Annotated in this window: 20 protein-coding genes and 5 tRNA genes; 16 read left to right on the top strand and 9 right to left on the bottom strand. The window is 59.7% G+C overall.

All coding sequences use genetic code 11. From position 1 onward, the window contains the following. Nucleotides 1-193: 193 nt before the first annotated feature. A complete protein-coding gene (locus G1C97_RS07535) occupies nucleotides 194-1,645 on the bottom strand; it encodes an MFS transporter (protein ID WP_169241246.1) in 1,452 nt (483 codons plus the stop codon). Nucleotides 1,646-2,045: 400 nt separating this feature from the next. Here G1C97_RS07535 and G1C97_RS07530 point away from each other — a divergent pair, with 400 nt between their 5' ends. Then, nucleotides 2,046-2,705, top strand: a complete 660-nt coding sequence (locus tag G1C97_RS07530) for a histidine phosphatase family protein (RefSeq protein ID WP_100496575.1) — start codon at nucleotides 2,046-2,048, stop codon at nucleotides 2,703-2,705. A 201-nt stretch (nucleotides 2,706-2,906) separates the two neighbouring features. Further along, entirely contained in the window at nucleotides 2,907-3,935 is a 1,029-nt protein-coding gene (locus G1C97_RS07525; RefSeq protein ID WP_100496574.1) for a hypothetical protein, read from the top strand. Nucleotides 3,936-4,174: 239 nt separating this feature from the next. Here the strand turns inward: G1C97_RS07525 and G1C97_RS12405 are convergent, their stop codons facing one another. After that, entirely contained in the window at nucleotides 4,175-5,446 is a 1,272-nt protein-coding gene (locus G1C97_RS12405) for a DUF805 domain-containing protein (RefSeq protein ID WP_169241245.1), read from the bottom strand. Between the two features lie 251 nt (nucleotides 5,447-5,697). Here G1C97_RS12405 and G1C97_RS07515 point away from each other — a divergent pair, with 251 nt between their 5' ends. The 6 genes from G1C97_RS07515 to G1C97_RS07490 all read left to right on the top strand — a co-directional run bounded on the left by G1C97_RS07515 (nucleotide 5,698) and on the right by G1C97_RS07490 (nucleotide 9,828). Beyond that, on the top strand, nucleotides 5,698-5,907 hold the full coding sequence (locus tag G1C97_RS07515; RefSeq protein WP_169241226.1) for a hypothetical protein: 210 nt from the start codon (nucleotides 5,698-5,700) through the stop codon (nucleotides 5,905-5,907). A 233-nt stretch (nucleotides 5,908-6,140) separates the two neighbouring features. After that, complete coding sequence (gene gltX / locus G1C97_RS07510) at nucleotides 6,141-7,661, top strand: glutamate--tRNA ligase (protein WP_169241244.1); 1,521 nt, start codon at nucleotides 6,141-6,143, stop codon at nucleotides 7,659-7,661. 377 nt (nucleotides 7,662-8,038) lie between these two features. Next, a tRNA-Glu gene (locus G1C97_RS07505) sits at nucleotides 8,039-8,111 on the top strand. 874 nt (nucleotides 8,112-8,985) lie between these two features. After that, nucleotides 8,986-9,058, top strand: a tRNA-Glu gene (locus G1C97_RS07500). A gap of 38 nt (nucleotides 9,059-9,096) precedes the next feature. Further along, nucleotides 9,097-9,171 (top strand) — tRNA-Gln (locus G1C97_RS07495). Nucleotides 9,172-9,342: 171 nt separating this feature from the next. Next, nucleotides 9,343-9,828 carry a hypothetical protein gene (locus G1C97_RS07490; RefSeq protein WP_169241243.1) on the top strand — a complete coding sequence of 162 codons (486 nt, stop codon included), beginning with the start codon at nucleotides 9,343-9,345 and terminating at the stop codon, nucleotides 9,826-9,828. Between the two features lie 91 nt (nucleotides 9,829-9,919). On the opposite strand, the gene G1C97_RS07485 is transcribed toward G1C97_RS07490, so the two are convergent. Then, nucleotides 9,920-10,741 carry a YoaK family protein gene (locus tag G1C97_RS07485; protein WP_100496568.1) on the bottom strand — a complete coding sequence of 274 codons (822 nt, stop codon included), beginning with the start codon at nucleotides 10,739-10,741 and terminating at the stop codon, nucleotides 9,920-9,922. A gap of 242 nt (nucleotides 10,742-10,983) precedes the next feature. On the opposite strand from G1C97_RS07485, the gene G1C97_RS07480 reads away from it, so the two are divergent. After that, complete coding sequence (locus tag G1C97_RS07480; protein WP_100496567.1) at nucleotides 10,984-12,252, top strand: OFA family MFS transporter; 1,269 nt, start codon at nucleotides 10,984-10,986, stop codon at nucleotides 12,250-12,252. Between the two features lie 486 nt (nucleotides 12,253-12,738). Here G1C97_RS07480 and G1C97_RS07475 read toward each other — a convergent pair. The 3 genes from G1C97_RS07475 to G1C97_RS07465 all read right to left on the bottom strand — a co-directional run bounded on the left by G1C97_RS07475 (nucleotide 12,739) and on the right by G1C97_RS07465 (nucleotide 14,755). Beyond that, nucleotides 12,739-12,813, bottom strand: a tRNA-Thr gene (locus G1C97_RS07475). A 698-nt stretch (nucleotides 12,814-13,511) separates the two neighbouring features. Next, nucleotides 13,512-14,087, bottom strand: coding sequence for an NAD(P)H-dependent oxidoreductase (locus G1C97_RS07470; protein WP_169241242.1), 576 nt, complete (start codon nucleotides 14,085-14,087; stop codon nucleotides 13,512-13,514). Continuing rightward, nucleotides 14,084-14,755, bottom strand: a complete 672-nt coding sequence (locus G1C97_RS07465) for a transmembrane-type terpene cyclase (RefSeq protein WP_205832565.1) — start codon at nucleotides 14,753-14,755, stop codon at nucleotides 14,084-14,086. Before G1C97_RS07465 ends, G1C97_RS07470 begins: the two co-directional genes overlap by 4 nt. 155 nt (nucleotides 14,756-14,910) lie before the next feature. Between G1C97_RS07465 and G1C97_RS07460 the strand changes: the two genes are divergently transcribed. Both G1C97_RS07460 and G1C97_RS12275 read left to right on the top strand, forming a co-directional pair. Continuing rightward, nucleotides 14,911-15,576 carry a TetR/AcrR family transcriptional regulator gene (locus tag G1C97_RS07460; protein WP_169241241.1) on the top strand — a complete coding sequence of 222 codons (666 nt, stop codon included), beginning with the start codon at nucleotides 14,911-14,913 and terminating at the stop codon, nucleotides 15,574-15,576. 247 nt (nucleotides 15,577-15,823) lie between these two features. Next, the gene (locus G1C97_RS12275) at nucleotides 15,824-16,057 is read left to right on the top strand and encodes a hypothetical protein (RefSeq protein ID WP_240951061.1); all 234 of its coding nucleotides are present in this window, start codon (nucleotides 15,824-15,826) and stop codon (nucleotides 16,055-16,057) included. On the opposite strand, the gene G1C97_RS07455 is transcribed toward G1C97_RS12275, so the two are convergent. From G1C97_RS07455 to G1C97_RS07445, 3 genes are all read right to left on the bottom strand, one after another. Further along, nucleotides 16,026-16,487, bottom strand: coding sequence for a hypothetical protein (locus G1C97_RS07455; RefSeq protein WP_240951060.1), 462 nt, complete (start codon nucleotides 16,485-16,487; stop codon nucleotides 16,026-16,028). The genes G1C97_RS12275 and G1C97_RS07455 overlap by 32 nt on opposite strands. A gap of 280 nt (nucleotides 16,488-16,767) precedes the next feature. Continuing rightward, a complete protein-coding gene (locus G1C97_RS07450) occupies nucleotides 16,768-17,493 on the bottom strand; it encodes a DeoR family transcriptional regulator (RefSeq protein WP_169241240.1) in 726 nt (241 codons plus the stop codon). A gap of 272 nt (nucleotides 17,494-17,765) precedes the next feature. Next, a tRNA-Ser gene (locus tag G1C97_RS07445) sits at nucleotides 17,766-17,853 on the bottom strand. Nucleotides 17,854-18,070: 217 nt separating this feature from the next. On the opposite strand from G1C97_RS07445, the gene G1C97_RS07440 reads away from it, so the two are divergent. The 5 genes from G1C97_RS07440 to G1C97_RS07420 all read left to right on the top strand — a co-directional run bounded on the left by G1C97_RS07440 (nucleotide 18,071) and on the right by G1C97_RS07420 (nucleotide 25,751). Beyond that, nucleotides 18,071-20,167, top strand: coding sequence for a DUF6020 family protein (locus G1C97_RS07440; protein ID WP_169241239.1), 2,097 nt, complete (start codon nucleotides 18,071-18,073; stop codon nucleotides 20,165-20,167). A gap of 226 nt (nucleotides 20,168-20,393) precedes the next feature. Continuing rightward, a complete protein-coding gene (locus G1C97_RS07435) occupies nucleotides 20,394-22,223 on the top strand; it encodes an FTR1 family iron permease (RefSeq protein WP_169241238.1) in 1,830 nt (609 codons plus the stop codon). Between the two features lie 72 nt (nucleotides 22,224-22,295). Beyond that, complete coding sequence (locus G1C97_RS07430) at nucleotides 22,296-22,955, top strand: iron transporter (RefSeq protein ID WP_100496553.1); 660 nt, start codon at nucleotides 22,296-22,298, stop codon at nucleotides 22,953-22,955. A 138-nt stretch (nucleotides 22,956-23,093) separates the two neighbouring features. Next, entirely contained in the window at nucleotides 23,094-24,365 is a 1,272-nt protein-coding gene (locus G1C97_RS07425) for a Fe-S-containing protein (protein WP_100496552.1), read from the top strand. Nucleotides 24,366-24,377: 12 nt separating this feature from the next. Next, nucleotides 24,378-25,751, top strand: coding sequence for an ABC transporter permease (locus tag G1C97_RS07420; RefSeq protein ID WP_169241237.1), 1,374 nt, complete (start codon nucleotides 24,378-24,380; stop codon nucleotides 25,749-25,751).

Raw genomic sequence — 25,751 nt, 5'->3', positions numbered from 1 at the left:
ACCTTGGAATTCCGCCAATATGAATATTCGGCAGATGAAGCCGTTCGTTGTGGCTGTGGTACGTAACTGTAAAAAACGATTCTTGCGGTTTCGTACCAGACCTAATCGGTACGCAACCGCAAGGAGCCCGTACTTCTCACGCGGGCAGGCCGACCCAGAGGCTCAGCGCCCAAGCGGCCCAGCCCCCTCTCTCTCACACCGCGACTTCGGTAAGCGTCGGCTGCTCGGTGGAGCTTTTGATCTGCTTGAAGCCCACCAGCGCGATTACCAGCGAGGTGATGGCCAGGGTGGTCACCACCATAAAGCCGCCATGCGAGCCCATGCGGTCGATGAACTGACCGGCGACCGCAGAACCGGCCGAGGCGCCGATCGAGTTCATCGCACCCATCCACGCCATACCTTCCGTCAGACGCGAGGGCGGCACCAGATGCAGCATCAGCTGGTTGCCGTTGATCCACGTAGGGGCCTGGCACACGCCGATCAGCAGATAGATGATCATGATGACCCACAGGTGCTTGGCGAACATGAACGTGCCGATGCCGATGTTCACCACCGCCAAGCAGAAGTAGAAGCGCTTCCACAGCGGAATGGCCCAGTTTTTCGCACCGTACACCAGCGCGCCCATCAGCGAGCTGAACGAGAAGCACGCGAACACGAAGCCCGTGTACTGCTTCATATTCGATTCGGTGGCGAATGCGATGATCGAAATGCCGGCGGCCGACTGGAACGCGCCCAGTCCGAACCAGGTCACGCACACGGCGACCAGACCCGGCCCCCAGATCGATGCCTTCTTGCCGGAGCGGACATCGGCCACGGCGGCTTCAATGGCGGCCTGGATGGCGGCCTGATCGGTCACTCCCTCGCGCTCCATGCGGTGCCGGGCCTCCTCGGCCGCGGTCTCCACCTTCAGTGCCTCGGCCCGTGCGGCCTCGCGCTCGCGGTATTCCTTGCGCGAAATGCCCTCGGCGCGGGCCAGCGCGGTCTGCGACGGCGGCTCGGTGGTCAGTTCCGTGAGGAACATCAGCGCGCCGACGATCACGCATACGCCGGTGAACGAGAACGCCAGCAAGCCGGAAATCACCGCCAAGGTGGAGGCCAGCGGATTGCCGATCACCCACATGCATTCATCCAGCACGCCGCACAGCGAAAGCGCACGATTCGTACCTTCGCGGTCGCCCTTCAGAATCTTGGTCCAACGGGCGCGGCTCATCGCGCCCCACGGCGGAATCGCGGCCAGGAATGGGGTCAGGCAGTACAGCACCCATTCAGGCGCGCGGTTGGTGATCGACGTCGTCAACGCGATCGCAGCCGCGATCCACACGATAATCGTCGGAATCGAAACCTGACGCTGGCCGAACTTATCGGTGAGTTTGCCCAGCAGCGGGGTGGCCACGGCAAGTGCAATAGCTTGAATCGCAGTCAGCATGCCGGCCAGCGAGTAGTTGCCGTAGTAATGCTGCACGGAAATGGTGATGGTCATGCCCACCATCGGGAATGGCATGCACGCGATCACCGAACCGATCGAATAGCGTGCGGTGTGCGGAATACGCAGCAGCTCGGCGTATCCGCCAAAAACCTTATGTCCGACTTCCCTGATGGCGGCCGTGACGGTGGTCTTGTTGTCAGTGGACGAGTTATTGGACATAACAGCACTACGCTCCTTTCCGCTCCCGATTGGATGTCCCTCGCCGCCCGTGGCGTTGGTTGGCGAAGCCCTCATCGAATGATGTGTCTGTCCATGGTCGCGCAAAGTTTGCGTGGATTGAACTGGCTTGCACGAGTGATAGTCGCGGTTGCGTGCCCTGATCCGCAGTTTGACCTGCAGCCTGCCGCGCAACCGATCGTGGACCGAACCCCAGCCCGCATATTTGCGTCACGGCTACTCTATGCGGTGGCTCATGGTGACACGCGGTAATTACGCTATTCGAGGACCTCGTTTTTCGGAGGATTGTGTTCCGGTTTGAGGCGATGCAATGTGTTTCGGAGCCTGACCGTCCGCGTATAGTGGCCGTAGCCGTTCCGTTCGCATGTAAGGAGAGCCAACGATGACCGCCACCACCATTCATTTCGTCCGCCACGGCAAGGTCTACAACCCCGACCATCTGCTCTACGAGCGGCTTCCCGACTTCCATCTTTCGGACGTCGGCCGCCGCATGGCTCAGGCCACCGCCGCCTACTTGGCCAAGAACCCCCAGACCAACACCATCGCCGCCGTGTATTCATCGCCGCTTGACCGCACGCGCGAGACGGCCGGCGCGATCCTCGACGCGCTCAATGCGGTACGCAAGTCCCGTGGCGAGGCTCCGCTCACCCTCACCACCGACGAGCGGGTGATCGAAGCCGGCAACGAATTCCGTGGGCTTCGCATCGGCCACGGCGAAGGCGCACTGTGGAAGAACGGCAACTGGAAGCTGGTGCTGAACCTTTACAAGCCCAGCTGGGGCGAATCGTACCAGCATATCGCCGCCCGTATGGATGCCTTCGCGCGTGAGAAGGTCGCGCAGCACCCCGGCCAGCAGATCGTGGTGGTCAGTCACGAGTCGCCGATCTTCAGCTACCGTCATTATCTGGAGACCGGCCACCCGGAACACTGGATGTTCCTGCGCCAGACCGCGCTCGCGTCCGTCACGTCGGTGACGTACGACAACGAGACCGGCCGTGTGATGTCCATCACGTACGTCGATCCCGCGGCAAACGTCAAGTAACGACAAAACGCTGTGATTGCGGGCTTCTTGCGTTGCTGGTCCGCTGGGCCGTTGATTGAAGGCTGCTTGGCCGACGGTCGATTGTTGGCTGAGAGGCGCGTGAGCGAAGCCGGCCGCGCCGCATCACACTAAAATCATGTGGTGGATATGGCCGGCCGACCCGGTGAAGGGTGCGAGGGGCTCGAAGCAAAGGAGCATGTGATGACCATTGAACTCAATCGTGAAGCGATCGCTCGCGTGGCGGCATCGCCGGCGGTACATGAGGCCGCCGAAGCTGGGGCGCGGCTGATCGCCCTGTGGCCGTTGACCCAGGCCATGCAGATGGACAATGACGCCAAGTACGCCGAGAATCTGCAGGTGCGCGTCACTCGCGCGTTCGCCCGCATCCTTACCGGCGAGGACGTGACCGTGCCGGACGCCGAGTTCGTCTACGAGGGTGCCGACGAGATTCCCGGCCGTCCGCAGCCGATCGTTGACGCGCTGCTCGCCGCCAACGACGCCTACGATACGATGCTCGACTATGCCGAAACCGGTAACGCCGCGCTCGTGTTCGCGGCGGCCGAATCGTTGGGTATTGATTGGGACGCACGTACCGAGGCCGAGATACGTGGGGCGATCGATGCCGTTGAGGCGCATCTGAAGGCTGATGTTGAGGCTGATGTTGATGTTGAGGCTGAGGCTGATGGTGCTGGTGCTGGTGCTGATGCCGCTGATAGTGTCGAGTCCGATGCCGAGGAGCGTTTGGCTTCCTCTGCCGACGTTGCTCAGGTGGCCGGTCGATTCGCCACGGCGCTCGCCGTATGCGATGCGCTGTTGAGGGTGGTGGCCGGTGCCGAGGCCGTTGGCGCAGCAACGTCGGGTTCCGGTGAGTTGGATGATGCCGACGCCCGCGCCCTCGCTACCAAATCCTTGCCGATTCTGCTGTATGTCAACGAGTTGCGCGAGCAGTGCTCGGTTCCGCGCATCTGCCTGACCGATGATCGCATGCTTGCGCTGGTCAAGGCCCGTGCCGCCGCAGCTGCCTCGGGCGCGAGCACGCTGGAGGCCACTGTGGAACTCATCGCCCCACTTGCCGCCGCCGAGTGGACCAAGCATCGTGAAGACGTGCTGTGGGATCCCGCCGAAGCCAAGAAGAAGGCCAAGGAAGAGGACGAAAAGCGCAACAAGGAAGCCCTCGCCGCCAAGTTCGCCCACGTCAAGAACGACAACAAGGAGACTGTGGAGCTCTAGCAGCAGAACCCCCTCCTCCTCTCGCGAAAATGTACCGTTGAGCGCCGATCAGCGGTACATTTTCGCGAGATGAAACCATGTCCCGTGAAACGATGCTGATGAGTGTGCGAGGTGCAATAACACTATAAAAATTGGCCTCCGTTCGTGGATGAACGGAGACCAATTTGTTGTATCGGATCGGTTTGCGTCGAGCAGATCAGCTGATTGCGTTGGGTTTGCCGGCGCAGCGTTTTATTGCTTTACTGACCCTGCCAAGGTTGCTGTGCGGCGTTGTTGCCGGCGGGCGTGGCGTGAGGCGAGAGCACGGTGGCGCCGTCTTCCAGATCATCGTCATGAGTTGCGGCCGGGGCCGGGACAGTACTGGCCGGAGCGGCGGGTGTCGAAGCGGTTGGTGCCGGGGCTGCATATGCCGAGGAGAGCACGGTGGCGTCGTTGAGATCGTCGGACGGTGCCGCGGCGTTATTGGCAGTGGGGGCGGGTGCGGCCGGCGCGGGTGCGGCGAACTGGTTGAAATCAGGTGCCGGTGCGCTGGGAGCCGGGGCTGCTGCGCCGGGAACCGGTGCCGGTGCGCCGGGAGCGAATCCCGGAGCGGCCGGGCTTGCCGGAGCCGGACCCGAAGGGGTGCCAAACGGGAACTGCTGCGCACCGGGCTGGGCATCGAACCGTGCGCCTTCCGGCTTGCTGGGCAACGCCATGAACACGATATATACGATGCCGCCGGCGAGCATCAGCAGCCAGCCGAAGAACATCGCACCGACGCCGCCGGCCGCCATCGCGCCGTATCCGGACGAACCGGTCAGGCTGCCGATGCCGCCATATACAGCGGCACCGCCTCCGGCGAGCATAATGATGATGCCGAGCGCGGACGCACCATAGAAGATGGCCACCAGCCAGCCGGGCCGGTTCGTGTCGTGCAGACGGCGAACAGCCAGAGCGATGCCGGGGATAATTGTGGCCAGCAGCCACAGGTTGCTGATGAAAGCGAGATCTCCATCAGTGGCTGAGCTCAGTCCGCTGAGCACAAGGCTGATGCCGGCATTGGCCAAAGTCCACCACCAGAACTCGCTACGAGAGGCGCGTCCGGAGAACACCACGAACTTCTTCCAGAAACGAAGGAACGCCTCCGGGAAGGGGCAGTCATAATACGGCTGGTCGAGCGGCACTCCGGCACCCGGTGCGGGAGACGGAGAGGCGTTCGGCGCGGCGTACTGGTTGTAGGCCGGCGGCGTCTGATTGAACGCGGCGTTCGGAGCCGGCTGTGTGTACCCGGGCGCGGGTGCCGAGACGAACGGCTGCTGATTGGCGGGCTGTGCGTACGGATTGGCCGGCGTCTGCTGGTACGCCGGTTGTCCGGCGGGTGCAACGGGCTGCTGCTGTCCGTAGGCCGGCGGAACGGATTGCGCTGGAGCGGGCGTGCCATACTGTGGCACGGGTGGTACTGCGGTGTTCTGCGGGTTTGCGCCGTTTGGCGTGGGCACCTGAGGGATAGGTGCGTGGTTGGGATCGGTCATCGATTCCCCTTTCATAACAGACAGGTATCGTCCATGCCTATTCTTCCAGTCTTTGGGGCAAAGACCAACAATCATGGTGAATAATGTCTGAATTGCGGCGGGCCGTGTTGCGCGATCAATCATGAATCGCAATTGTTATCGAATCGATATCAAACATTATTGTTCGCTTTTGATCGTTTTTGGTATTCTTGCTTGCAGAATAGCGCATGCGGTCGCGGTGACGGGACTGAGGAAGCCAACGAAGCTTTCTGATGCGCGAACCGACAACAGAACATGCCAACGCAACCGACAATCTAAGCCGCATGCTCGCACTGCACAGTGTGCAATACCGGCGATTTGGGGGAATCATGAACTACGACTACAACTGCGATGCGGCGGTCGCCGACGGTCGAGACACCCGCGAGCCCCGCGAGGGCGAGATTCAGGACTGGGCCCTGCTGTTCGCCGGACTCGCCTGCTGAGCTTCTGCTCTCACAGAGTTTTCGCGCGAATCGAGCGCAAATCCAGCTTTTTGAGGCTGTTCTGCACACTTTTCGCGCGAAAGCGATACGCATATACGCGTGCACTCGTCATCTGGATTATTTTCGTGCGAATCGAGCGCAAAGGCGGTCTGGAATAGCCTGCTTTGCGCCCGATTCGCGCGAAAAGTGCAGTTGGAAATGGGCGTCCGGCGCGCGCGGCAGAATAGGGGATTATGACTGAAGCTGCAAACACCAAACCCGAACTTCCTGAGAACATTCGTGTTCGTTTCTGCCCGTCGCCGACCGGCACCCCGCATGTGGGCATGGTCCGCACCGCCCTGTTCAACTGGGCTGAGGCCCGCGCCACCGGCGGCAAACTGATCTTCCGCATCGAAGACACCGACGCCGCCCGTGACTCCGAGGAAAGCTACAACCAGATTCTCGACGCCCTGCGCTGGCTCGGCATCGACTGGGACGAAGGCATCGATGTGGGCGGTCCCCACGGCCCGTACCGTCAGTCCGAGCGCACCGCCATCTACAAGGACGTCGCCGCCAAACTGCTTGAGGCGGGTTACGCCTACGAATCCTTCTCCACTCCGGAGGAAATCGAGGCCCGCAACGTGGCAGCCGGCCGTCCGAAGGCTTTCGGCTATGACGGATACGACCGCAACCTCACCGAGGAGCAGAAGGCCGCTTTCCGTGCTGAAGGTCGCAAGCCCGCCCTGCGTATCCGCATGCCCGACGAAGACATCGCTTTCGACGATCTGATTCGCGGCACCATCGAATTCAAGGCCGGTTCGGTGCCGGACTACGTGATCGTGCGCCCGAACGGCGATCCGCTGTACACGCTCACCAACCCGGTGGACGACGCCATGATGGAGATCAACGTGGTGCTGCGCGGCGAGGATCTCTTGAGCTCCACCCCGCGTCAGATCGTGCTCTACCGTTACCTCGAAGAGCTCGGCATCGCCAAGACCACTCCGCTGTTCGGTCACATGCCATACGTGATGGGCCAAGGCAATAAGAAGCTTTCCAAGCGCGATCCGGAGTCCAACCTGTTCAACCATCGTGATGCCGGCTTCATCCGCGAGGGTCTGCTCAACTATCTGGCGCTGCTCGGCTGGTCCATCGCCCCGGACCGCGACGTGTTCTCGATGGACGAGATGATCGCCAAGTTCGACGTGCGTGACGTCAAGGCCAACCCGGCCCGCTTCGATCTGGACAAGGCCATCTCCATCAACGCCGAGCACATCCGTATGCTTTCCGCTGATGATTTCCTGCGTCGTTCCGTGCCGTACCTGCACCGTGACGGTGTGGTCTCCGCCGACTCTTGGGATGCGCTGACCTCCCGTGAGCAGGAGATTCTGACTGCCGCCGCTCCGCTGGTCCAGCCGCGCGTGCGTCTGCTGGGCGAGGTGGCCGGCATGGTAGGCTCCCTGCTTTCGACCGAAGGCTACATCGAGCCCGATGATGACGCCCGCAAGACGCTGAAGGATTCCGCTGGCGCTGTGCTCGATCTCGCGATCGCCGCGCTGGAGGGCGCTTCCGAGGACGGTTGGAAGGCTGAGCCGCTGCACGAGCTGCTCAACAAGGTGCTGATCGAGGAGGGTGGTTACAAGCCTCGTCTGGCCTTCGGCCCGGTGCGCGTGGCCGTTTCCGGCCGTCGCGTCTCCCCGCCGCTGTTCGAGTCCATGGAGATTCTCGGCAAGGATGTAACCGTGGCCCGTCTCAAGGGTTTGCGCGAGCACCTGTGAGTTTGACTGTAAGAGGCTTGTCGCTGGTGGTTTTTAGACAGGCCAGTCGATGAGTTATTCGTGAGAAGGTGGGTGTCCGTCATGCGACGGATGCCCACCTTCTTGTATATGCGGTCCTGTGCCGACGGGGGGTGGAATGCCGGGAGCTGCGTTGGAGGGCCATGTCTGATGACTTTGGCAGGGAAGGCGGGCTTGGAGATGTCTGTTCCGGGCGACACGGGAAGCTTGCCTAGGGCATTCCTTTCATAGTGCAGAAAGACGAGCTGTCAACTCAAGAGTCACAATGTGACACGCCGTAGTTGACGTTGGTGAGACGTTCCCGTATATTAATCATTCGTTGCGGTTCGCCGCAGCGGGCGGAAACGCCGATAACTTAAGCCCCCATCGTCTAGCGGTCTAGGACTACGCCCTCTCACGGCGCCAACACCGGTTCAAATCCGGTTGGGGGTACTTCTTCAAAAGCCTCGGCAGTATGCCGGGGCTTTTTGCTTTCTCGCCGAAACCGGGCAAGCGCACCGCCCGCGTTAATCGCATCCCGACACGCAAGGCAGGAGAACACCCCACCCCGGATTTAAGACCCACGTTTTGTCTATTAACCCATGGCTTGCGCGGGATATAAGACCCACGTTTCTTTACATAACCCGGATTTAAGACCAACGTTTTGACCCTTAATCTGACCCTTGATTCGACAAGAGAATTTTTCATCCAGAATGTAAGGCCCATCTTTTACCTATTCGACTCGGTTTACCCTGCTTCGTCCCGCTTCGCCTAGTTCTGGGCATGTACGTATCCCCTTCGATAACCGTTGCGCCGATTCTGGGCATATTCCGCCAGTTATTCTGGGCATACACGTGTCATACAGGGGATTCTGGGCATATCCATACCGTGAAAGTGGGCAAAGCGGGACTTTTGTGGTACGCGGATGCCCCGAACCAGTTGGGGCGGCTGCTTTGTGGTAGGTGAATGCCCAGAATAGAGGGCTGATTGATGGGACTGATGGAAGGGGACGATGAAGAGGGTCGATTGATAGGGTCGATGGAAGGGGATGATGGAAGGGGATGATGGAAGGGGATGATGGAAGGGGATGATGGAAGAGGTTGATTGATGGGGTTGACGGAGAGGGGGACGAGGGGAGGATGGGGAACCGGGAAGGACAGTGGGAGGACAGTGGAAGGACAGTGGAAGGACAGTGGAAGGGAAGGGTGCGTTGGTGGCTGAATCCATGAACAACCTTGCGACACGCCGAGGTTTGCGATCTCTGACTCGGTGTGTAATATATACACCTGTTGCGCGGTTCGCCGAGCAGCCAGTGAAAACTGAATATGCCCCCATCGTCTAGCGGTCTAGGACTACGCCCTCTCACGGCGCCAACACCGGTTCAAATCCGGTTGGGGGTACGACGAACAACTCTTCGGAGTTGCTACGCCAGCCAAATTGGGGTGTGGTGTAATTGGCAACACAGCTGATTCTGGTTCAGCCATTCTTGGTTCGAGTCCAGGCACCCCAGCCAATGAGCCCTCGCGAAATGCGAGGGTTTTTTGTTGCCTGAGAGGCTCTGCGAACGCCTCCATGCCGGAACGACATCGGGACTATAAACCCGGGAGGCGGTGTTACCGCGATGCCGCAACAGCATCAGCCTGATGTCTGAACGAGACCAAAACGAGAACAAAGGAGATCGAGTATGTCCGAGAATCAGCAGTCTGCTGTCCAGTCCAACGCACAGGACACTGCACAGGACACTGCGAAGAAGCACATGCCGAAGTGGGCTATCGCCCTCATCGTGGTGGTTGTCGTCGCCGTGATTGCCGTGGCTGGTGTATTCGGTTTCCGCGCCTATTCGGACGCTCAGTACAACAATGCCGTGGCTGCCTGTGCCACCGCCTCTGAAGAAGTGCGCAACGCTACCAACGACTACAACAATCTCGTTAACGGCGACGCCTCCGAAGCTGCTTCCCTCACCGAGAAGGACGTGAAGGACTCTTCCACGCTTGACGCGCTCAACAAGGAGCTGAGCGCCGAACTGCCTGAGTATGAAGGCTGCCTTGCCGACGACACCAAGGGCTACCAGGCCGCTACCGATAAGCTCAATGAGCAGACCGATTGGTATAAGTCGCACACTGCCTCTCTCCAGAAGGCCGTGGATGCAGTCAACGCTTCCAAGAAGTGAGCGATACTGACTGAGCAAGCGCTTCAACAATCGCGAAAGGCCGTCTCCCGATATTGCGGAGGCGGCCTTTCGCGATTATCAACAAAGTCGTTTACCGTTTCCCGGTCACCCAGCGGGCATCAGAATGCACATGCGGAATCATCATTACGATTACTGCAATCAAGCAGCCGATCATCACCATCAAAATAACGTCTTCATGACCGTGCGTCTGCAGCGTGGCCCCGGTCAAAGCGCCGAGTGCCAAAGCCAGCATCACGATGGCTCGACGGCCAAGTTTGGACTGTTCATGACCATGAGCGGACGTATCGGCAATGATGCCGGTCAGCGTCATCGTGAGTACTGTGGTGGGCAAATCCGGTACCGAGAGTTTGCGGGCGGTGGAATTCTGGATGCCCATAGCCGGGGCGAGCAGCACGATCAACAGAATAATATGCAGATCAATGTGCCGGGCGGTGGGGAAGTTCAGGCTGGGTTGCGAGGCGCGTACGATAGCCGAAGCGTCGGTGCCGCCCATCGATGGTTCTGGCGCGAAACGGTTGAGCAAGTAGATGCCAATCAGCGCGGCAACCACGAACGCCAGCTGAATTGAAGTCGAAACCAGCAGATGACGTGCGCGGTTGTCTCCAAAGTAATGAATAATGCGTCCGCCGATGAACGCGCCGATCATGAACGTGGCTAACGTGAGTGCGGAAGTCCACCAGACGAAGCCTTGCGCGTGCGCGAACGCGAAACCGAGAAATACGATGTTGCCGGTCACGTTGGCCACAAACACGTGCCCGAGCGCCAGATAACTTAAGGCGTCCACCAGTCCGGCGACGAACGTGAGAATCACCAGCGCCGGGGAAAGCAAGCCGTAGCGATCATTCTTGCGGGGAACCAGCGTACGTCCTGCTTCGGCAAGGTGTGAGGTCATGATGTTGGGGGCTTTCTTTCTATGTTGCGATTCTTCTCGACAATCCGAATGTGAACAATATCATGCCGTGTTCTCTAGTGACACGTGCGTGCTGCCGGTGAAGTGGCGGTACAGTGCTGTTTGTCGGCGTCGACGGAAACAGCGACGCCGAAGAAACGCACATGAATAATGTGGTGTTTGTGGGTGTTGGCGATTCCGTACGGCTGACGAGAACTGTACGAGAGTCGAAAGGATTCACCTGCATGGCCACCGTCAAGCAGTCTTCCGGAAACCGCTGGACCAGCGCAATCATTCCCGCACTGTTGATTCATATTCCGATCGGCACCGTCTACTGCTGGAGTGTGTTCAAACAGCTCATCGCCGATCAGTTGCATGTCAACGCCTCGGCGGTGGAGTGGGGCTTCTCGCTCGCGATTTTCTTCCTCGGTATGTCTGCGGCGTTCGCCGGACCGATGGTGGAGAAGGATATTAAGAAATCCGCATTGGTTTCGATGATCTGCTTTGTGGTTGGCTTTGCAGGTACCGGTGTGAGCATCGCCTTGGGATTCCTGCCGGGCGTGTTCATCTGTTATGGCGCGATTATGGGCGTGGGCCTCGGCGTCGGCTACTTGACTCCGGTCAAGAATCTGATGCTGTGGTTCGCGGACAATAAAGGACTGGCCACAGGCGTTGCCGTCGCGGGATTCGGCCTGTCCAAAGCCCTGGCGAGCCCGGTGATGGAATGGCTGATCGGTGCCGTGGGTCTTGTGAACATGTTCTATGTGCTCGCCGCGGTGTATGTGGTGATGATGTTCGTTGGATTCCTGCTGATTCAACGTCCAGCTGGTTGGACATACGATCCGGTCGCCTCGCATGTCAGCCGCGCATCGATTCTGAAGAAGCCGGTGTTCTGGGGTATTTGGATCGCGTTCTATATCAATATCACCTGCGGTTTGGCGCTGATCAGTCAGGAGAAGGACATTCTCCACGATGTGCTGCAGTCCTTGCCGCAGTATGCGTCGTTGGATGCTGCGGATTTTGCTGCTGCGATTGCCGGCGTGATTGGACTGGTGCTTGCGGTGGATTCGGTATTCAACACTGCTGGTCGCGTGGGATTCTCCGCGCTGTCTGACCATTTGAAGCGTCGCGAAAGTGTGTATCAGGTGATTTTCGTGATGTCGATCGCCGTGTGTGTGCTGCAGACGGTGACGGGCAGCATCGACAACGCACTGCTGTGGGCCGTGCTCGCCATGCTGTTCCTCGTTAACGCCGGCTATGGCGGTGGTTTCTCTACGCTTCCCGTACTGCTGGATCAGCATTTCGGCACCAAAACCGTGTCCACCACACATGGTTTGACGTTGAGTGCATGGGCGTTTGCGGGATTGTCCGGAAACCAGCTGGCGTCGTTTGTAGTGACGCATGCGCCGGATCAGTCGCATCGATATGCGGCACTGATTCCTGTACTGACCGTGTTGTTCGTCGTGGCGCTGGCCAGCATTACTGCAGTCAAGGTTGCGGGCAAGCGATCGTGAATCGCGCGGACAATATGCGGATGGCGCGCGGCTGATCCCGAGCGTGGCTTCGCGCATGATGAAGTGTGTGCCGGACGGCAAGCAGTTCTCGGCTCGGCGTCCGGCGGGAAGGGCGTCAAGGCTCACGCAATGGTGCTGCAATAATTCGCCGCGAATTCACTTGCGATTTGCTGGATGAGCATAGCTCGGTAACACGCTGCCGTTATACCTGTGCGTAATGCCGATGAGGCTAGTGTCGATGAGGCTAGTGTCGATGAGGCTAGTGTCGATGAGGCTAGGAAAAGGAATGATGATGCAGTCAGATAACAACCAGCATGAGTCGCATCAGAGTGATCCGCATTACGGTAGCGAATATCAGTACGACGTTTACATGTATGCCGAATATGGAATTGAGTGGTGACTAGCTTTTGATCGAAGCCCTGAAGAGGATGTGATGGGGGCTCAGTAACGGGGTTCTGATTGAGGGGCTTACAAGCGAGGAGTCTCTGGAGCCCCGAGTGAGAATTGGACTCACGACCTCTTCCTTACCAAGGAAGTGCTCTACCACTGAGCTATCGGGGCGATGATGCGCGGACAGGCTGACGTCCGTTAAGCAACTTGGAATACATTACACGGAATCGTGTATTACGCAAATCGGCGTTTGCGCGTGGCCGTTTTGCGGCTTTATTGCGCTCGGCATTGGCGCGGGCGTTTGCGGGGCGGCACGCGGGATGGCTCGCGGGATTCATAGGTGCGCAAGTTCATAGATTAGGTGCGCACATGAGCGTGATATTGGCCGATTTGCGTTTTCGTACCACTCGGGCGTGCCACGAAAGTGTGTTTCGGGCTGTTGTGTGTTTTTGTACCACGCAAATCCTTGGAATTCCGTGAGGTGCGGAAGCGCTCGTAGATGCTACCGCGGTACGTCCCCGCAAAAACGACAAAAATACGCGATTGTGTACACGCCTATGCAGCTCGTTGTGCTGCTTTGCAGGCTATTCGCAAGCTATGGGGGCTATGTATGTTGCGTCGCGGGTTATAGGGTTGTGATGAGCATGGAAAGAAGGTTTTCGGAAAACTCTGAAAACCCTGACGAGGATACGAGATTCGCAACTTCAGGCCGTAAGGCTGGCGGAATCGCAACGAAAATCGGCATACCGCCCAACCGTCTTACTTCTTAACTTGCCGCTCTTCTTCGGCGTGTTGCGGAAATCTTGCGGGTTGGAGTCCAACAGGTGCCAACCTCGGTACTGCTTAAACCACTGTACCCAGTGCAATCGTCAGATTGTGGAGGCGTGGTTGCGCACTTTGTCCAGAAATGCTTTGCAGCGGGCCTCATCGTCGTTGGAGGTACCTATGCCGGAGAGCACCAGTCGTTTGCGTAGCTTGATGCCGGTGAGCGCAAACAGGTTGTCGGTCAGCAGCTTGGTACCTCCGATTCCGGCGAAGCCCCACAGGAATCGGGGAGCGCGGCTGGTGACGATGATGTCGGCGGTACGTGGAGCCAGTCGCTTGTCCGTGGTGAACTTGGATGTGTACGAGAACGCGACTTTCGGTGTGAACACGCGTGCCTGCCAGCCGGACAGTAATGAAGGCATCTGTCCCCACCAGATGGGGTATGCGAATACGATGTGATCGGCCCAAAGCACCTCCTGCTGCGATCGGGTGATGAACGGGTCCTCCTCCATGCGCTTGCGGTAGCCGTATCGCAATACGGGATCGAAAGTCTCTTCGCCAAGATTCAGGATGTGCAGGGTGTTCCGGCCGGTGTCGACGCCACTTGCATAGGCGTCGCGGATTGCGGCGTGGAAGTTTTTGGGATCCGGGTGCCCGTTGATATACAGGATATTGGTCATCGTGTTCCTTGCTGAGCGAGCCGGGCGAGGTCATCGGTCGTTTGACGTTGTAGCGCATGCAGCTGGCCGATGTACAGCAGATCAAAGATCAGGCAGATTGCTCCCATGAGCAGGATATAGACGTTGAGGCTTTCGATTAGTCCGCCTAGTATCGTGGGGGCGAGCGTGCCCAGGCATTTGGCGATGGCCATCGTCATGGTTTGTCCGCGTCCGTCCCCGCGGTTCCACAGATGGGTGAGGAACAGCACGGACATCACGGCGTTCTGCGCGAATGCCGAGTACTGCGATGCCTCCACGGTGTTGTCGAATCGCAGATAGAACGCGAGTTGTGCCATCGCGCAGGTGATGAGCGCAAGCGTGGTGAACGCGGCGAAATGACGTCGAGCCGGCGCCGGCAGCAGCGCGCGCCCGTATCGCACCCATGCGACGATGATGGCGATATCGAGGCACGCCCATATCGCGTTGATCCATGTCTGTATGTCCGATGGGTTGGAGACGAAGCCGTCGAAGGTATACAGCGCCTCCCAGCAGATGTTGAGTCCCAGTGCGAACAGAGGCATGCCGCAGGTGCGCTCCCTGAAACCGTTACGAATCAAGCTGATGTAGGTCACCGACCAGCAGACGCCTGACACGGCCATCAGCGCTGGCTTGATCATCGCGATGCCCATGATGCGTTCACCTCCGTTCGTAGCGTTTCCTGCGTAGGTTTTTCGACATATACGCTAGTGGCGGGCGAATGATGCGGAGCGTACGTTTCTGGACGATCCGGCAGATAATTGACATGTGAAGACGAGATGTCCGCCAACACGGGGAATCTTTACATATGGCAGATCGGCAGGGCAGTCGCGGCAATCGGGATTTACGGGTCATACGCACCTACGAGTCGCTATTCGGAGCTTTTGAGCGGCTGATGGGTACCCAACGTCTGGATGACATCACCATAAGCGCGTTGTGCGACGAGGCTATGGTGCGCCGGGCCACGTTTTACTCTCATTTCTCGGATAAGAATGATTTCGTCGCGGCGATGATGCGCTGGATACAGCATCTGGCGATGGCGTCCTTCCGTGGTGAGTGGAAGAAACTGCGTGCAGATGGCGTGATGCCCGACCGTGCGATGCTGGCCGAGATGTATGTCCGTTGCAGTGTTGCACAGCTTGAGCGGCATCGGGTCATGCTGCTGGGCATGAAGCGCAGTGGTATGGTTTCGTACCTGCTGGGTTTCGCCACTAGTGCCGACGGATACGCGGCGCAGTTGCCGGGGCGGGCCGATTCCGGGTCATTGGGAGATATTCTCGCCCAATTGGGCGGTGGGGATACGCGCGAAGGCGCCGGCGGCGGTACTTCCGGAGGCGGTGTCTCTCCCGAGTTGCGGGAGCAGTTCGTCGCCGGCGCGCTGGCCCAAAGCGTGATGTGGTGGCTGGAAGACGGACACGGCATCGATCGGGAATCGTTCATCAAGCAGATGTCGCGGTTGATGCTGCGCGTCTGATGGTCTAACAGGTACGGAAGCGCGAGAGCCGGCCCCCAAGATACTCGGGGCGTCCGGCTCTTACTTCCATTTCCCCAGCGGGGGTGGCTTTGCTCGTAACCGTAATCAATAGTGTGGAAGAACAGAAGGAGGCTGACGCATCAGCTCCTCTTAGGCGTCACTCGAAGGCTCCCCTCGAAATTGCCGGTCCACTCTGGTACCTGCCAGTGCGCTATGAGAGTCGCTTGGGCTACTGAGATGGGAGGAGATGCTTGCGCACTTTTTTCAGGTAGTTCTTTTTGAAGGCACCTACCGGTCCGAAGAAGCGTTCGTCGGTGGCGGTCTGCTCGTGGTTCTCGTATTTGCGGGCGGTCAGTTCGATGGTGCAGATGAGATCGGCTACCTGCGCCAGCCGATAATCGGTCGGAGAACCTTTCCTGTATACGATGGCCTGCTTCGAGAGCGCGTATTCAACCGCGCCGCGGATAGCCTGGGTGATTAGACTCTGGCCTCCGTCGTAGTAAACCTTGACGGCATCGAAGCGTTGAAACAGAATCGAGATGGTCGAACACGGTATTGACGATGTCTCGTTTGATACGCATCCCGAGTTGTTCCAAGGTTGTGTATTCGGCTTTCCGGTAAATAAGCGTCACGTATTGCACCGGTAGCTTGTGGAGCATGGACATGAAGTAGGCGAGGAGTCGCTTGCGCTGGCTGATGGCAAGGCGCTGGTAGTCATCGTGTCCATTCAGTAAAGGGGAGGCGTGCATGGGGATGTCCGGCAATCCGGCGTTGCGGAGCAACTGCTCGTAATCCTCGAAAACGGGGATGACCGGATTGAACTGGTCGTGAAATACCAGCGTCAGCGCGTAATACTCGGACTGGAAGCCTTGTTCGCCGGATTCATCCGCGAAGATTGAGCCGTCCGCCATTGCACCTCTCCTGAAACGAAAAATGCCGGGGGATTCCCCCGGCTCATGGAAGTCTCACATTGCTGCGGACCTGTGTACTGGATACAGTACCAAATTCTGGTACGCACCGCAAAACGTGATTTAGTTGTGGAAAAAATCGGGGGAGAGGGTGGTGCTATGCCTCGGTGCGTGCCCAAGGAGACGAATCATGCACGTGGTTTCAAGGCGTGCGGTCGCCGCACCGCCTTCGTTGCTACGTCCACAGCGTGTCGCACTGCCAGCGCATCGACGGGGCTTCCGATTATTTGTGGGATGGTTGTGGTGGGGTGAGGATGCGCCATGTGCCGCGTCTGCCCGAGCCGATGCGCTCGATGATTCCGAATTCGCGTAGCGTTTGGAAAGCTCTTCGGGCTGTGGAGTATGACACATTCAAGGCGTCTGCTGCTTCGTGGTAGGTGATTGACGGATTCGTGCGAATCAGGTTGAGTAGCAGCTGTCCCCGAGAAGGTGCCTTTTCCTGCTCATCTTCCTGTTCATTGGAGTCGTTTACCTGTTCATTTTCATGCTCATGGGGGTCATGCTTGGTCTCATCGTGAGCAGGTAGATCGTCTTCGGCGGTGGTGTCCTCCACCCAGCGCACGGGGACGAACGCCTCGAACACGTCGGCGTCGTTGAGCCATTTCTCTGCCTCGGTCTCGAAACCCTCGGCGAAGCGCTTCGTGTAGTACTCGGGTAGCATGCCCGGCCACTTGTAGTATGCCTCCACGGGTGGTTTGTACTTCGCCTCGATGTACTTCCGGCTGGATCTGGGGCTTGTCTTCACTGAGATCGTGCCGAACCGTCTTCTCGCTCTCGCCATGTCCGCCGCCTTCGTGTGGAACGTATCGTGGATCGTCTGTGGGAGGGCCGTGGCCCGTCGGCGAACGACGTGAGGCTCGCGGTCCATCTCCCCAAGACCTCGACCGCCGGCTCCCGCGGAGCCGGTTCTCCATGCGGGGTGTTCGACGGGATGGCAGCGAACGCTCATATCCCTTCTGGAAATACGGCTTGTCGGGGAAAATGGCGTGAAGCGCGTCAACGCGTGAGAATGTGATGGAATTGTGATGGAGTAAGTGCGCCGGGAGGTCGGGGAAAACGCTTACTTAAACGCTTATCTACGACGTGAGAAACACGGTTCTACACGGCGGTTGACGGAACGGCGACGATATCCGCCCAACAGCACGAAAACGCTGCAATTCCGCCGTTTCCTTGGCATTTCGGCAACAAAAAAGGGCTTCCAGAAATCTCTGAAAACCCTGATGGCGGAGGATACGAGATTCGAACTCGTGAGGCTGTTACACCAACACGCTTTCCAAGCGTGCGCCATAGACCACTAGGCGAATCCTCCATGCTTGCGGTGTTTGCTTGAGGCAAGCTCCGTAGGCAACTTGAATAAAGTACCACAGGTTTTGGAAAAGCGCACGGTTGAGATGACTTCGGCGTGTCGCACTTGAATTGCGCATCCAAACATCCGAACATCCGAACATGAACGGACCATCCCGCAGCAGTGAATTTTCGGTGCCCCGTCGTCTGGCGCATCATCACGCGCCTTACGCTGTGAAATCATGTGGAATGTAGTGGTGTTTGCGGCGAACGTAGCGGAGGATACGAGATTCGAACTCGTAAGACGCTCGCGCCAAAACACCCGCCGCATCGTTCATCTTGCCGCCCGTCTTGCCGATTGCCGCTCCGATCGTTACGGTCTTACCTCTCGTCACACCCTCAGTGCTCAAAGCACCCGCCACACCCTCGCCACCCGCCACACCCTCGTCGCCTACCTTGCCGCCCGCCACCCCTCCGCATTGTCCGAAACCGTCAAATCCCGCTTCCTCCCATACCTCCTGGCGCTCCTCGTCTGCTGGCTGCCTTGGATCGCGCTCACCTGGCCCGGCTCCATGCGTGACGACACCGTGGCCCAATACCTCCAAGCCTCGGGAATCCACCGCTACTACACCCAGCATCCGCTGTTCGACACCTTGACATTCGGCCTGTTCTGGCGGCTCGGCGAAACGATCGGCGGTGGCTCGCCGCTCGTAGGCCAGGCCGTTTACACTGCGTTCCAATCCGTCGCGCTCGCCTCTGGTGCGGCCCTGCTGCTCTGCTATATCCGCAAACTTGGTGCCCCGCGCTGGCTCATCGGCCTCTCTTTGATCTATCTCGCCACCAGCTATGTGGTGGTCGGCTCGGTGACCACGATGGGCAAAGACTCCCTGCACACCGTCTTTTTCCTGCCGCTCGCCGTAGTGTTCGCTGAAATCTGCCTCACTCGCGGTCGGATTCTGGAACGTCGCCCAGTCGCAGCGGCATTCGTGGCTCTGCTGTTCGCTGCCGTCGTCTCCAAACGTACGGCTTTGGTGATCGTACTGTGCGCCGGCTGCGGTCTGTTGGCTGTGTGCCGAAAAGGAAAACCGCGATTCCGCACGTTCGCATGCCTCGCCGTCGCGTTGCTGCTCGCTCAGGGTGTCTGGTCGCCGCTTGCCGCCGCCGCGACGCACGCGAATCCGTCGCCCGGCCGTGAGGTTTGGGGCCTTATCACCCAGCCGGTCGCCCAGGTGGCGCACGAGCATCCCAATGATCCCAACGCCATCACTGAGCCGCAGCGCGCCCGATTGAACGCCGTCATGGACCTCGACCGAGCCGCGGCGGACATCAATCCGCACCGCACCAACGAGACGTTCGCCACCCTGCGGGAGCACCCGGCACCGACCGTCGGGCAGAAACTTGCGGCCCTCCGCACGTGGACGGAACTGGGACTGTCCCACCCGGCCGAATACGTCAAGGCTTATGCCGGGCCGATTCGCGCGTGGTGGGATCCGTCGCTCAACTTTGCATACCCCACTGATTCCGACTACTTGTTCACGCCCGGCTACCTAAAACAGTGGTCCACATTCCTGCCGCAAGGTGCAGGGGAAGCAACGCCGTCGGGAAGAGCGGAACGGGAGGCGATCGGGAAGTCAGAGGCCGAAGCAAAGGGCGCGCAAAAGGAAAGCAAAACCAACGAAGAACAAGCCGGGGTCCCAAACGATGGGAAAGCCGCCGCCCAAAGCAGCGCCGCCCAAGACAGCGCCGATCAAGACGCCGACGTGGCCGCCGCCGAACGCACACTTTCGCCCTTGATGGGCACGTCGCATCGGCCGCAGTGGCAGCGCAGCGTCTTGCAATCGGTGCGTCAGTGGGTGCGCGGCGGCAATCCGTTGACGGCGATGGCCCTGTACGTCACATGGATTCCGCTGATCGTCGGCCTTACGTTGCTGACGCAGGCCGTGGCGCGGCGTACGAGACGAAACAGTACGGGCGACGGATACGTCGCAGACGACGAGCGAAACGTAAGTATTCCTCATAACGCCAACGTCGATCGTCCGCACGCCATCTGCCGGTCCGGCGGCACCTCCCGTACCGTTGGTGACCGTAACCGTTGCGATCGTCATCCCGCCAATCCCGTCGCCCCGGCGCTCGCCGCATACGGACTGCTGTTCTTCACCGTGCTTTCGCTGTACGCCTCGCCGGAAGCGCTGTTCTGGTATCCGATTCCGATGTACTTCACGCTGCCTCTGTTCGTGGCGTTGCCGTTTGTGGCCGGTCGGGCGGACGGCTCGGCTCACGTGGGGATGCCGGAGTCCGCCGCGTCATCTCCGAACCCTGCCGCGCCACTGTCCGAATGATGACCAAAGGCCCCGCAGGTCTCGCTCAGGTTCGCTTGCAGTCCGTATGGTGAGACATTTTCGCCCTTAATTCAGGCCGTTTGCCGCTCTCAATACCTCGCAGAGCCAAAAAAATCAAGACTGTTGTTCCAACTTTTTTCTTCCTATCTTTAGGAAAGGTTTTTCGTCCGCGCGCGTTAGCGTGCCCTGAACGGTAAGAAACCTTACGAGAGGAAAGAAGAAGAGGATGGTTTCACGCGCGTCATCTGTGATCCGCCGCGTCCTGATGTCGGTTGCCGCACTGGTTCTGGCGTTGATTACCGTGATTGCGCTGGCCTGTGCGCCGGCTGCCTCCGGCACGACTGTTGCGCAGTCCGGTACGTTCGCGGCTCTCGGCCCGTCCGCAGCCTTTGCCGACGATGCGGCCTCCGGCACGTCCAGCGCCACCGATTACGACACCTGGACCGCCATCGCCGATGCCATTAACGGCCAGCTCACGGATGCCCAGAAGCAGTACGCCGACGGCAACCGCTCCGGTGCCGCGTCTGGCTTCTCCAAGGCCCAGAATTCGACCTGGAACGCCTCGAACTTCTCCAAAGTCGTCTCCGATACGCTCGGCCAGGATAAGTACACCGCGCAACTCCAGCAGTTCCAGCAGCTCACGCGCCTTGCCTACCAGCCGGACCATCAGGCCGACATCGACTCGACCGTAACCGCGCTCACCGCGGACATCACCGCATCCGGCACCACGCTCGACTCCACCGCCAACCTCGCCAAGCCGCGCGATTACGCCAAGGCCCGCACCGAGAAGACCGAAAGCGAACGCAAGACGCTTGACGCCAACAAGGTCAACAAGAACACCGGTAAGGGAGACAAGACCTGGACCGACGTGGCGAACGAGATGACGCCCATCCTCGATCAGGCGCTTAAGGATTCCCAGGCCGGTAACGGCCGCAAGGGTGCCGACGGTGTGAACAACGCCTACTACCAGTACTATGAGAAGCTCGGCTTCGAGAAGAACGTGATGAACGCCATCGGCGGCGACCGCGTCTCCAAGGTGGAATCCACCTTCAAGAAGGCCCGCTACGCCATGGTGGACGGCGACAACAAAACCGCAGCCCAGGAAATCGACACCCTCAAATCCATGCTCGTCGAAGACGCGGGCAAGCTCGACGGCGGCGCGGCGGACAACGTCAACGGCTTCATCAAGTTCGTGACCAGCTCCATCGGTCAGGCCTTCCTGGTCCTCATTCGCGAGGGTCTTGAGGCACTGCTCGTGGTGGCCGCCATCATCGCCTACCTCATCAAGTCTGGCAACAAGCGCTTCGTCAAGTGGATCTACATCGGTGTGCTGGCGGGCATCGCCGGTGCCGGCGTGGTGGCCGCGATCTTCATGGTGGCCTTCGGCGGCTCCGGCCCGCTGCAGGAGATCATGGAAGGCGTCTGCGCGCTGGTGGCCATGGCCATGCTGCTGTGGACCAGCAACTGGATGCTCAACAAGAGTTCCGTAGAAGCCTGGAACCGTTACATTCGCACGAAGACCGAAGCTGCCGTGGCCGCAGCCTCCACGCATGCCGAAGACGCTACGAAGACGACCTCCGGCACCGTGATTTCGCTGGCCCTGCTGAGCTTCCTCGCCGTCTTCCGCGAGGGTGCCGAAACCGTGATTTTCTACGAGTCCATCTATTCGATGACCCGCGATTCGCAGGGCATGTGGATCGGCGGCATCGCCGCGGCCGTGTTCCTGGTGATCATCTTCCTGATCATCCGATTCACGTCCGTCAAGATTCCGATCGGCCCGTTCTTCCTGGTCACCTCGATCCTCATGTCCGTGCTGGTCGTGATCTTCGCGGGCGGCGGCGTGCATTCGCTGATCGAAGGCGACGCGCTCTCCGGCATGTATCTGGAAGGCGTGCCCACCAACGATTGGCTCGGCATCTATCCGTACGTCGAAACGCTGGTGGCTCAGGCCCTGGCCGCCGTGGCCATGATCGGCCTGTTCGTGGTCGGCTTCGTCAAGCAGCGCAAGGCCAAGGCCGCGCTCGCCGCCGGCAGCGCCGCCAAGTCCGGCGAATAAGCCGACCGAGCGCACAAAACACAAGATTTGTTGACTACTCAACAACCCAACAATAGAGATAAAGGAACAGTTATGAAGAAGAACAAGCTGGCTACCCTGCTGGCCCTCATCGCCTCCGGTGCCATGGCCTTCACCCTCTCCGCTTGCGGCAACACCAACTCCGCCTCCAGCGACACCAAGTCCACCGACTCCTCCAAGACCGCTGACTCCAGCAAGTCCGATTCCTCGGACTCCGGTGACTCCGCCGGCTTCGAGGAAATCCCGATCCCGGGTGCCGACGGCAAGGAAGATCAGAAGGTCGGCCCGCTGAACGTGGCCGCCGTCTACTTCCAGCCGGTCGATATGGAGCCGGCCGGCATGGGCCTGTCCGCCGCCGAGTCCAACCTGCACCTTGAGGCCGATATCCACGCTCTCAAGGACAACCAGCTGGGCTACGCCGAGGGCGACTTCATCCCGAAGCTGACCGTTGACTACGTCATTCAGGACAAGAACGACGCCAACAACAAGCAGGAGGGTACGTTCATGGAGATGAACGCCTCCGACGGCCCGCACTACGGTGCCAACCTGAAGCTCGACAAGGACGGCGAGTACACGCTGACCTTCAAGATCCACTCCCCGGAGGAGAACGGCTGGATGCTGCACGTGGACAAGGAGACCGGCGTGACCGGTCGCTTCTGGACCGAGCCGCTTGAGGCCACCTTCGACTGGGATTACACCGTCCACCAGTGGTGATGCCATCGCCTGCCGCACAGCAGACGAATCGGATTAAATAACAACGGGCATTCCGCCGCCGTGAAGGCGCGGAATGCCCTCATCGCGTTTTGCGGCCGGCATGCATATCCGGCTTGCCGGCGCACGTAAGGAGAACGAATGCTGGGCCAATACATACAGGCACTGCCCGGAATGCTCGGACCCTGCCTTCTGGTGATGAGCATGAGCGTGCTGCTCACCGTGGGAGAAGGACGCGACAAACCCATCAGCGCCAACTGGCGGCTCTACGGCTTGCTCGCCGGCCTCGCCGGAGCGTTCGTCTTCGCCGGCCTTCGCGCCACCGCCATCGTGGACCGTCGCTCCACGGTGAACCTCCCGGCCCTGATCGCCTGCGTGATCTTCGACGTGCTCGCCATCGTGGTGGTGCTAGCCGCCCGCAGACTCACGCGCGACTGGCATCACCATCGCGCGGCCTTGCACATCGGCAACGCCGTCGCCGCGCTGGCCATCGCGACCACCACGTTCTATGCCACGCCGGACGTGATTCTGCAGCTCACCAACTTCGTGGAACCCGGCGATTCCCCCTTCACCTCCGACATGCTCCTGCGTGCGCTCGGCTTCCTGCTGGGCATCGGCACGGCAGTCGTCGTGGCGGCCATCTTCCGCACCCTGCGCTCCACCGCCGTACGCTGGTCGTTTACGCTGGCCGCACTGCTGGTTGTGATCATCGGCCTGATTCGTCACGCCACCGAGCTGTTCTCCCTGATGATGAACATGCTGATTCTGGTGCTGCACGGCCCGGCGTTCCGCACACTGATCCTGTTCCACAACCACATGCTGGAGATGGCGATCGCCCAGGCTGCCGTGTTCGTGATTCCGGCCGTCGCCTCCGTCGTCGCCGGCTTCCGTATGCCGCGCACCGGCGCGAACGAAGCCATCGCACGCAGCCATATCGCCTTCAAACGTCGTTCCAAATTCACAGCGTTCTGGAGCGTACTGGTCATTGCCGCGGTAGGCGTCTCCCTGATCTGGGGCACCGCCGAAGCCAACAAAACCCCCGAACTGACGCCTCCGGAAGCCTACTCGCTGAAGGACGGCGTAGCCACGATCACCTTTGCCCAGGTCGCGGACGGCCACCTGCATCGCTTCGAATACAAGGCCAAAGACGGCACCGTCATGCGTTTCATCGTGATCAAGAAGAACGGCGGCGCGTACGGCATCGGCCTGGACGCATGCGAAACCTGCGGTGACGCCGGCTACTACGAAAAGGACGGCAAGATCATCTGCAAGCGCTGCGATGTGGCCATCAACCTGGCCACTATCGGTTTCAAGGGCGGCTGCAACCCGATCCCGTTCCCGTACAAGGTCTCCCAAGGCAAGATCACCATTCAGACCTCGGACCTTGATCCGCTCAGTCAGAACTTCAAGTAAGGAGGTGAGCCGATGTTCTTCCTGCGCATGATTTTCCGCTCGTTCAGCCGTCAGCTGCGCCGCCGTCTGCTCATCGCGCTCACAGTATGCCTGTCGGCCACCGTATCCGTGGCCATGCTCGGCGTCGTGTTCGACGTGGGTGACAAGCTCAACGCCGAGCTGTCCACATACGGCTCGAACATCACCGTCCAGCCCAAGTCGGACGCCGTGGTGAACGATCTGTACTCCACCGCCGGCAACTCCACCGCCGATCCGACCGCATTCCTCAACGAATCGGACGCGGCCAAAATCAAGACCATCTTCTGGGCGTTCAACATCACCAACTTCGCGCCGCAGCTCAACCTGCACGCCGAAGCCACCAACGTGGACCCGGTTACGGAAGGCAACGGCTGGTCCGTGAGCCTGACCGACTACCCGACCCAAAAGAACGTGCCGGTGGTGGGTACATGGTTCAGCAAAACCCTGCATTTGGAAACCGGGGAGTCCACAGTCGCCGGCGTCAACGGCATGCGTTCGTGGTGGAAAGTCACCGGAAAATGGGCCAAGGACGATACGAACGAGGCCATGATCGGCACGGACCTCGCCAAATCGCTGGGTGTCAGGAACACCGGACACGACGATGAAGCCGCCGTACAGATCGGCGGCACGGTCACCTTGACCCGTGGAGACAAGTCCATGGACTTCAAGATCGTGGGCATCTACGACTCCGGTGACGACGAAAATTCGTCGATGTATGTGTCCTCCTCCAAACTGCAGGAACTGTCCGGACTGACGGACAAGATCGACAAGATCGAAGTCAAGGCCCTGACCACGCCGGAAAACGATCTGGCCCGTCGCGCGGCCAAGAATCCGGCCGCCCTGAGCCAGGAGGATTGGGAGACCTGGTACTGCACGGCGTACGCCTCGTCCATCGCCTACCAGATCGAAGAAGTGATTCCGGGTGCCGTGGCCAAGCAGGTGCGTCAGGTCTCCGCCCTGCAGGGTGACGTGATGAACAAAACCCGTGCGGTGATGATTGTGATGACGGTTCTTTCGCTGGTCGCCGCCGCGATCGCCGTGGCCAATCTGATGGCCGCTTCGATCGGCGAACGATCCGCCGAACTGGCGCTGCTCAAGGCCATCGGTGCCACGGATGGTGCGGTGAGCCGACTGATGCTCGCCGAAACCGCCGTGATTTCGCTTGCCGGTGCGATCGTGGGCGCGGGCCTCGGCTCGGGTGTGGCGCAGATCGTGGGGCAAGTGGTGTTCGGTTCGGGCATCACGATGCGTCCGATGGTGTTCGTGTTCGTGTTCGTGCTGCTCACGCTGACCGTGCTGCTGGCATCGGTTTCTTCGATTCGTTCGATTCTTAAGCTTCGCCCTGCGGAGGTGCTTCATGGCCGCTGA

Source organism: Bifidobacterium olomucense, assembly GCF_012932375.1.
Lineage (GTDB): Bacteria > Actinomycetota > Actinomycetes > Actinomycetales > Bifidobacteriaceae > Bifidobacterium > Bifidobacterium olomucense.
Note: the sequence above shows the minus strand (reverse complement) of the source record. Positions and strands in the feature narration are given on the sequence as shown.

Excerpts from the sequence above, each read along its gene's own strand:
- G1C97_RS07535 (WP_169241246.1), bottom strand. The coding sequence starts at position 1,645 with ATGTCCAATAACTCGTCCACTGACAACAAGACCACCGTCACGGCCGCC.
- G1C97_RS07455 (WP_240951060.1), bottom strand. The coding sequence starts at position 16,487 with ATGGCGGACGGCTCAATCTTCGCGGATGAATCCGGCGAACAAGGCTTC.
- G1C97_RS07460 (WP_169241241.1), top strand. The coding sequence starts at position 14,911 with ATGGCAGATCGGCAGGGCAGTCGCGGCAATCGGGATTTACGGGTCATA.
- G1C97_RS07470 (WP_169241242.1), bottom strand. The coding sequence starts at position 14,087 with ATGACCAATATCCTGTATATCAACGGGCACCCGGATCCCAAAAACTTC.
- gltX (WP_169241244.1), top strand. The coding sequence starts at position 6,141 with ATGACTGAAGCTGCAAACACCAAACCCGAACTTCCTGAGAACATTCGT.
- G1C97_RS07430 (WP_100496553.1), top strand. The coding sequence starts at position 22,296 with ATGAAGAAGAACAAGCTGGCTACCCTGCTGGCCCTCATCGCCTCCGGT.
- G1C97_RS07515 (WP_169241226.1), top strand. The coding sequence starts at position 5,698 with ATGCGCGAACCGACAACAGAACATGCCAACGCAACCGACAATCTAAGC.
- G1C97_RS07480 (WP_100496567.1), top strand. The coding sequence starts at position 10,984 with ATGGCCACCGTCAAGCAGTCTTCCGGAAACCGCTGGACCAGCGCAATC.
- G1C97_RS07440 (WP_169241239.1), top strand. The coding sequence starts at position 18,071 with ATGTGGAATGTAGTGGTGTTTGCGGCGAACGTAGCGGAGGATACGAGA.
- G1C97_RS07450 (WP_169241240.1), bottom strand. The coding sequence starts at position 17,493 with ATGAGCGTTCGCTGCCATCCCGTCGAACACCCCGCATGGAGAACCGGC.
- G1C97_RS07490 (WP_169241243.1), top strand. The coding sequence starts at position 9,343 with ATGTCCGAGAATCAGCAGTCTGCTGTCCAGTCCAACGCACAGGACACT.
- G1C97_RS07525 (WP_100496574.1), top strand. The coding sequence starts at position 2,907 with ATGACCATTGAACTCAATCGTGAAGCGATCGCTCGCGTGGCGGCATCG.
- G1C97_RS07420 (WP_169241237.1), top strand. The coding sequence starts at position 24,378 with ATGTTCTTCCTGCGCATGATTTTCCGCTCGTTCAGCCGTCAGCTGCGC.
- G1C97_RS12405 (WP_169241245.1), bottom strand. The coding sequence starts at position 5,446 with ATGACCGATCCCAACCACGCACCTATCCCTCAGGTGCCCACGCCAAAC.
- G1C97_RS07485 (WP_100496568.1), bottom strand. The coding sequence starts at position 10,741 with ATGACCTCACACCTTGCCGAAGCAGGACGTACGCTGGTTCCCCGCAAG.
- G1C97_RS07530 (WP_100496575.1), top strand. The coding sequence starts at position 2,046 with ATGACCGCCACCACCATTCATTTCGTCCGCCACGGCAAGGTCTACAAC.
- G1C97_RS07435 (WP_169241238.1), top strand. The coding sequence starts at position 20,394 with ATGGTTTCACGCGCGTCATCTGTGATCCGCCGCGTCCTGATGTCGGTT.
- G1C97_RS07425 (WP_100496552.1), top strand. The coding sequence starts at position 23,094 with ATGCTGGGCCAATACATACAGGCACTGCCCGGAATGCTCGGACCCTGC.
- G1C97_RS12275 (WP_240951061.1), top strand. The coding sequence starts at position 15,824 with ATGCTTGCGCACTTTTTTCAGGTAGTTCTTTTTGAAGGCACCTACCGG.
- G1C97_RS07465 (WP_205832565.1), bottom strand. The coding sequence starts at position 14,755 with ATGGGCATCGCGATGATCAAGCCAGCGCTGATGGCCGTGTCAGGCGTC.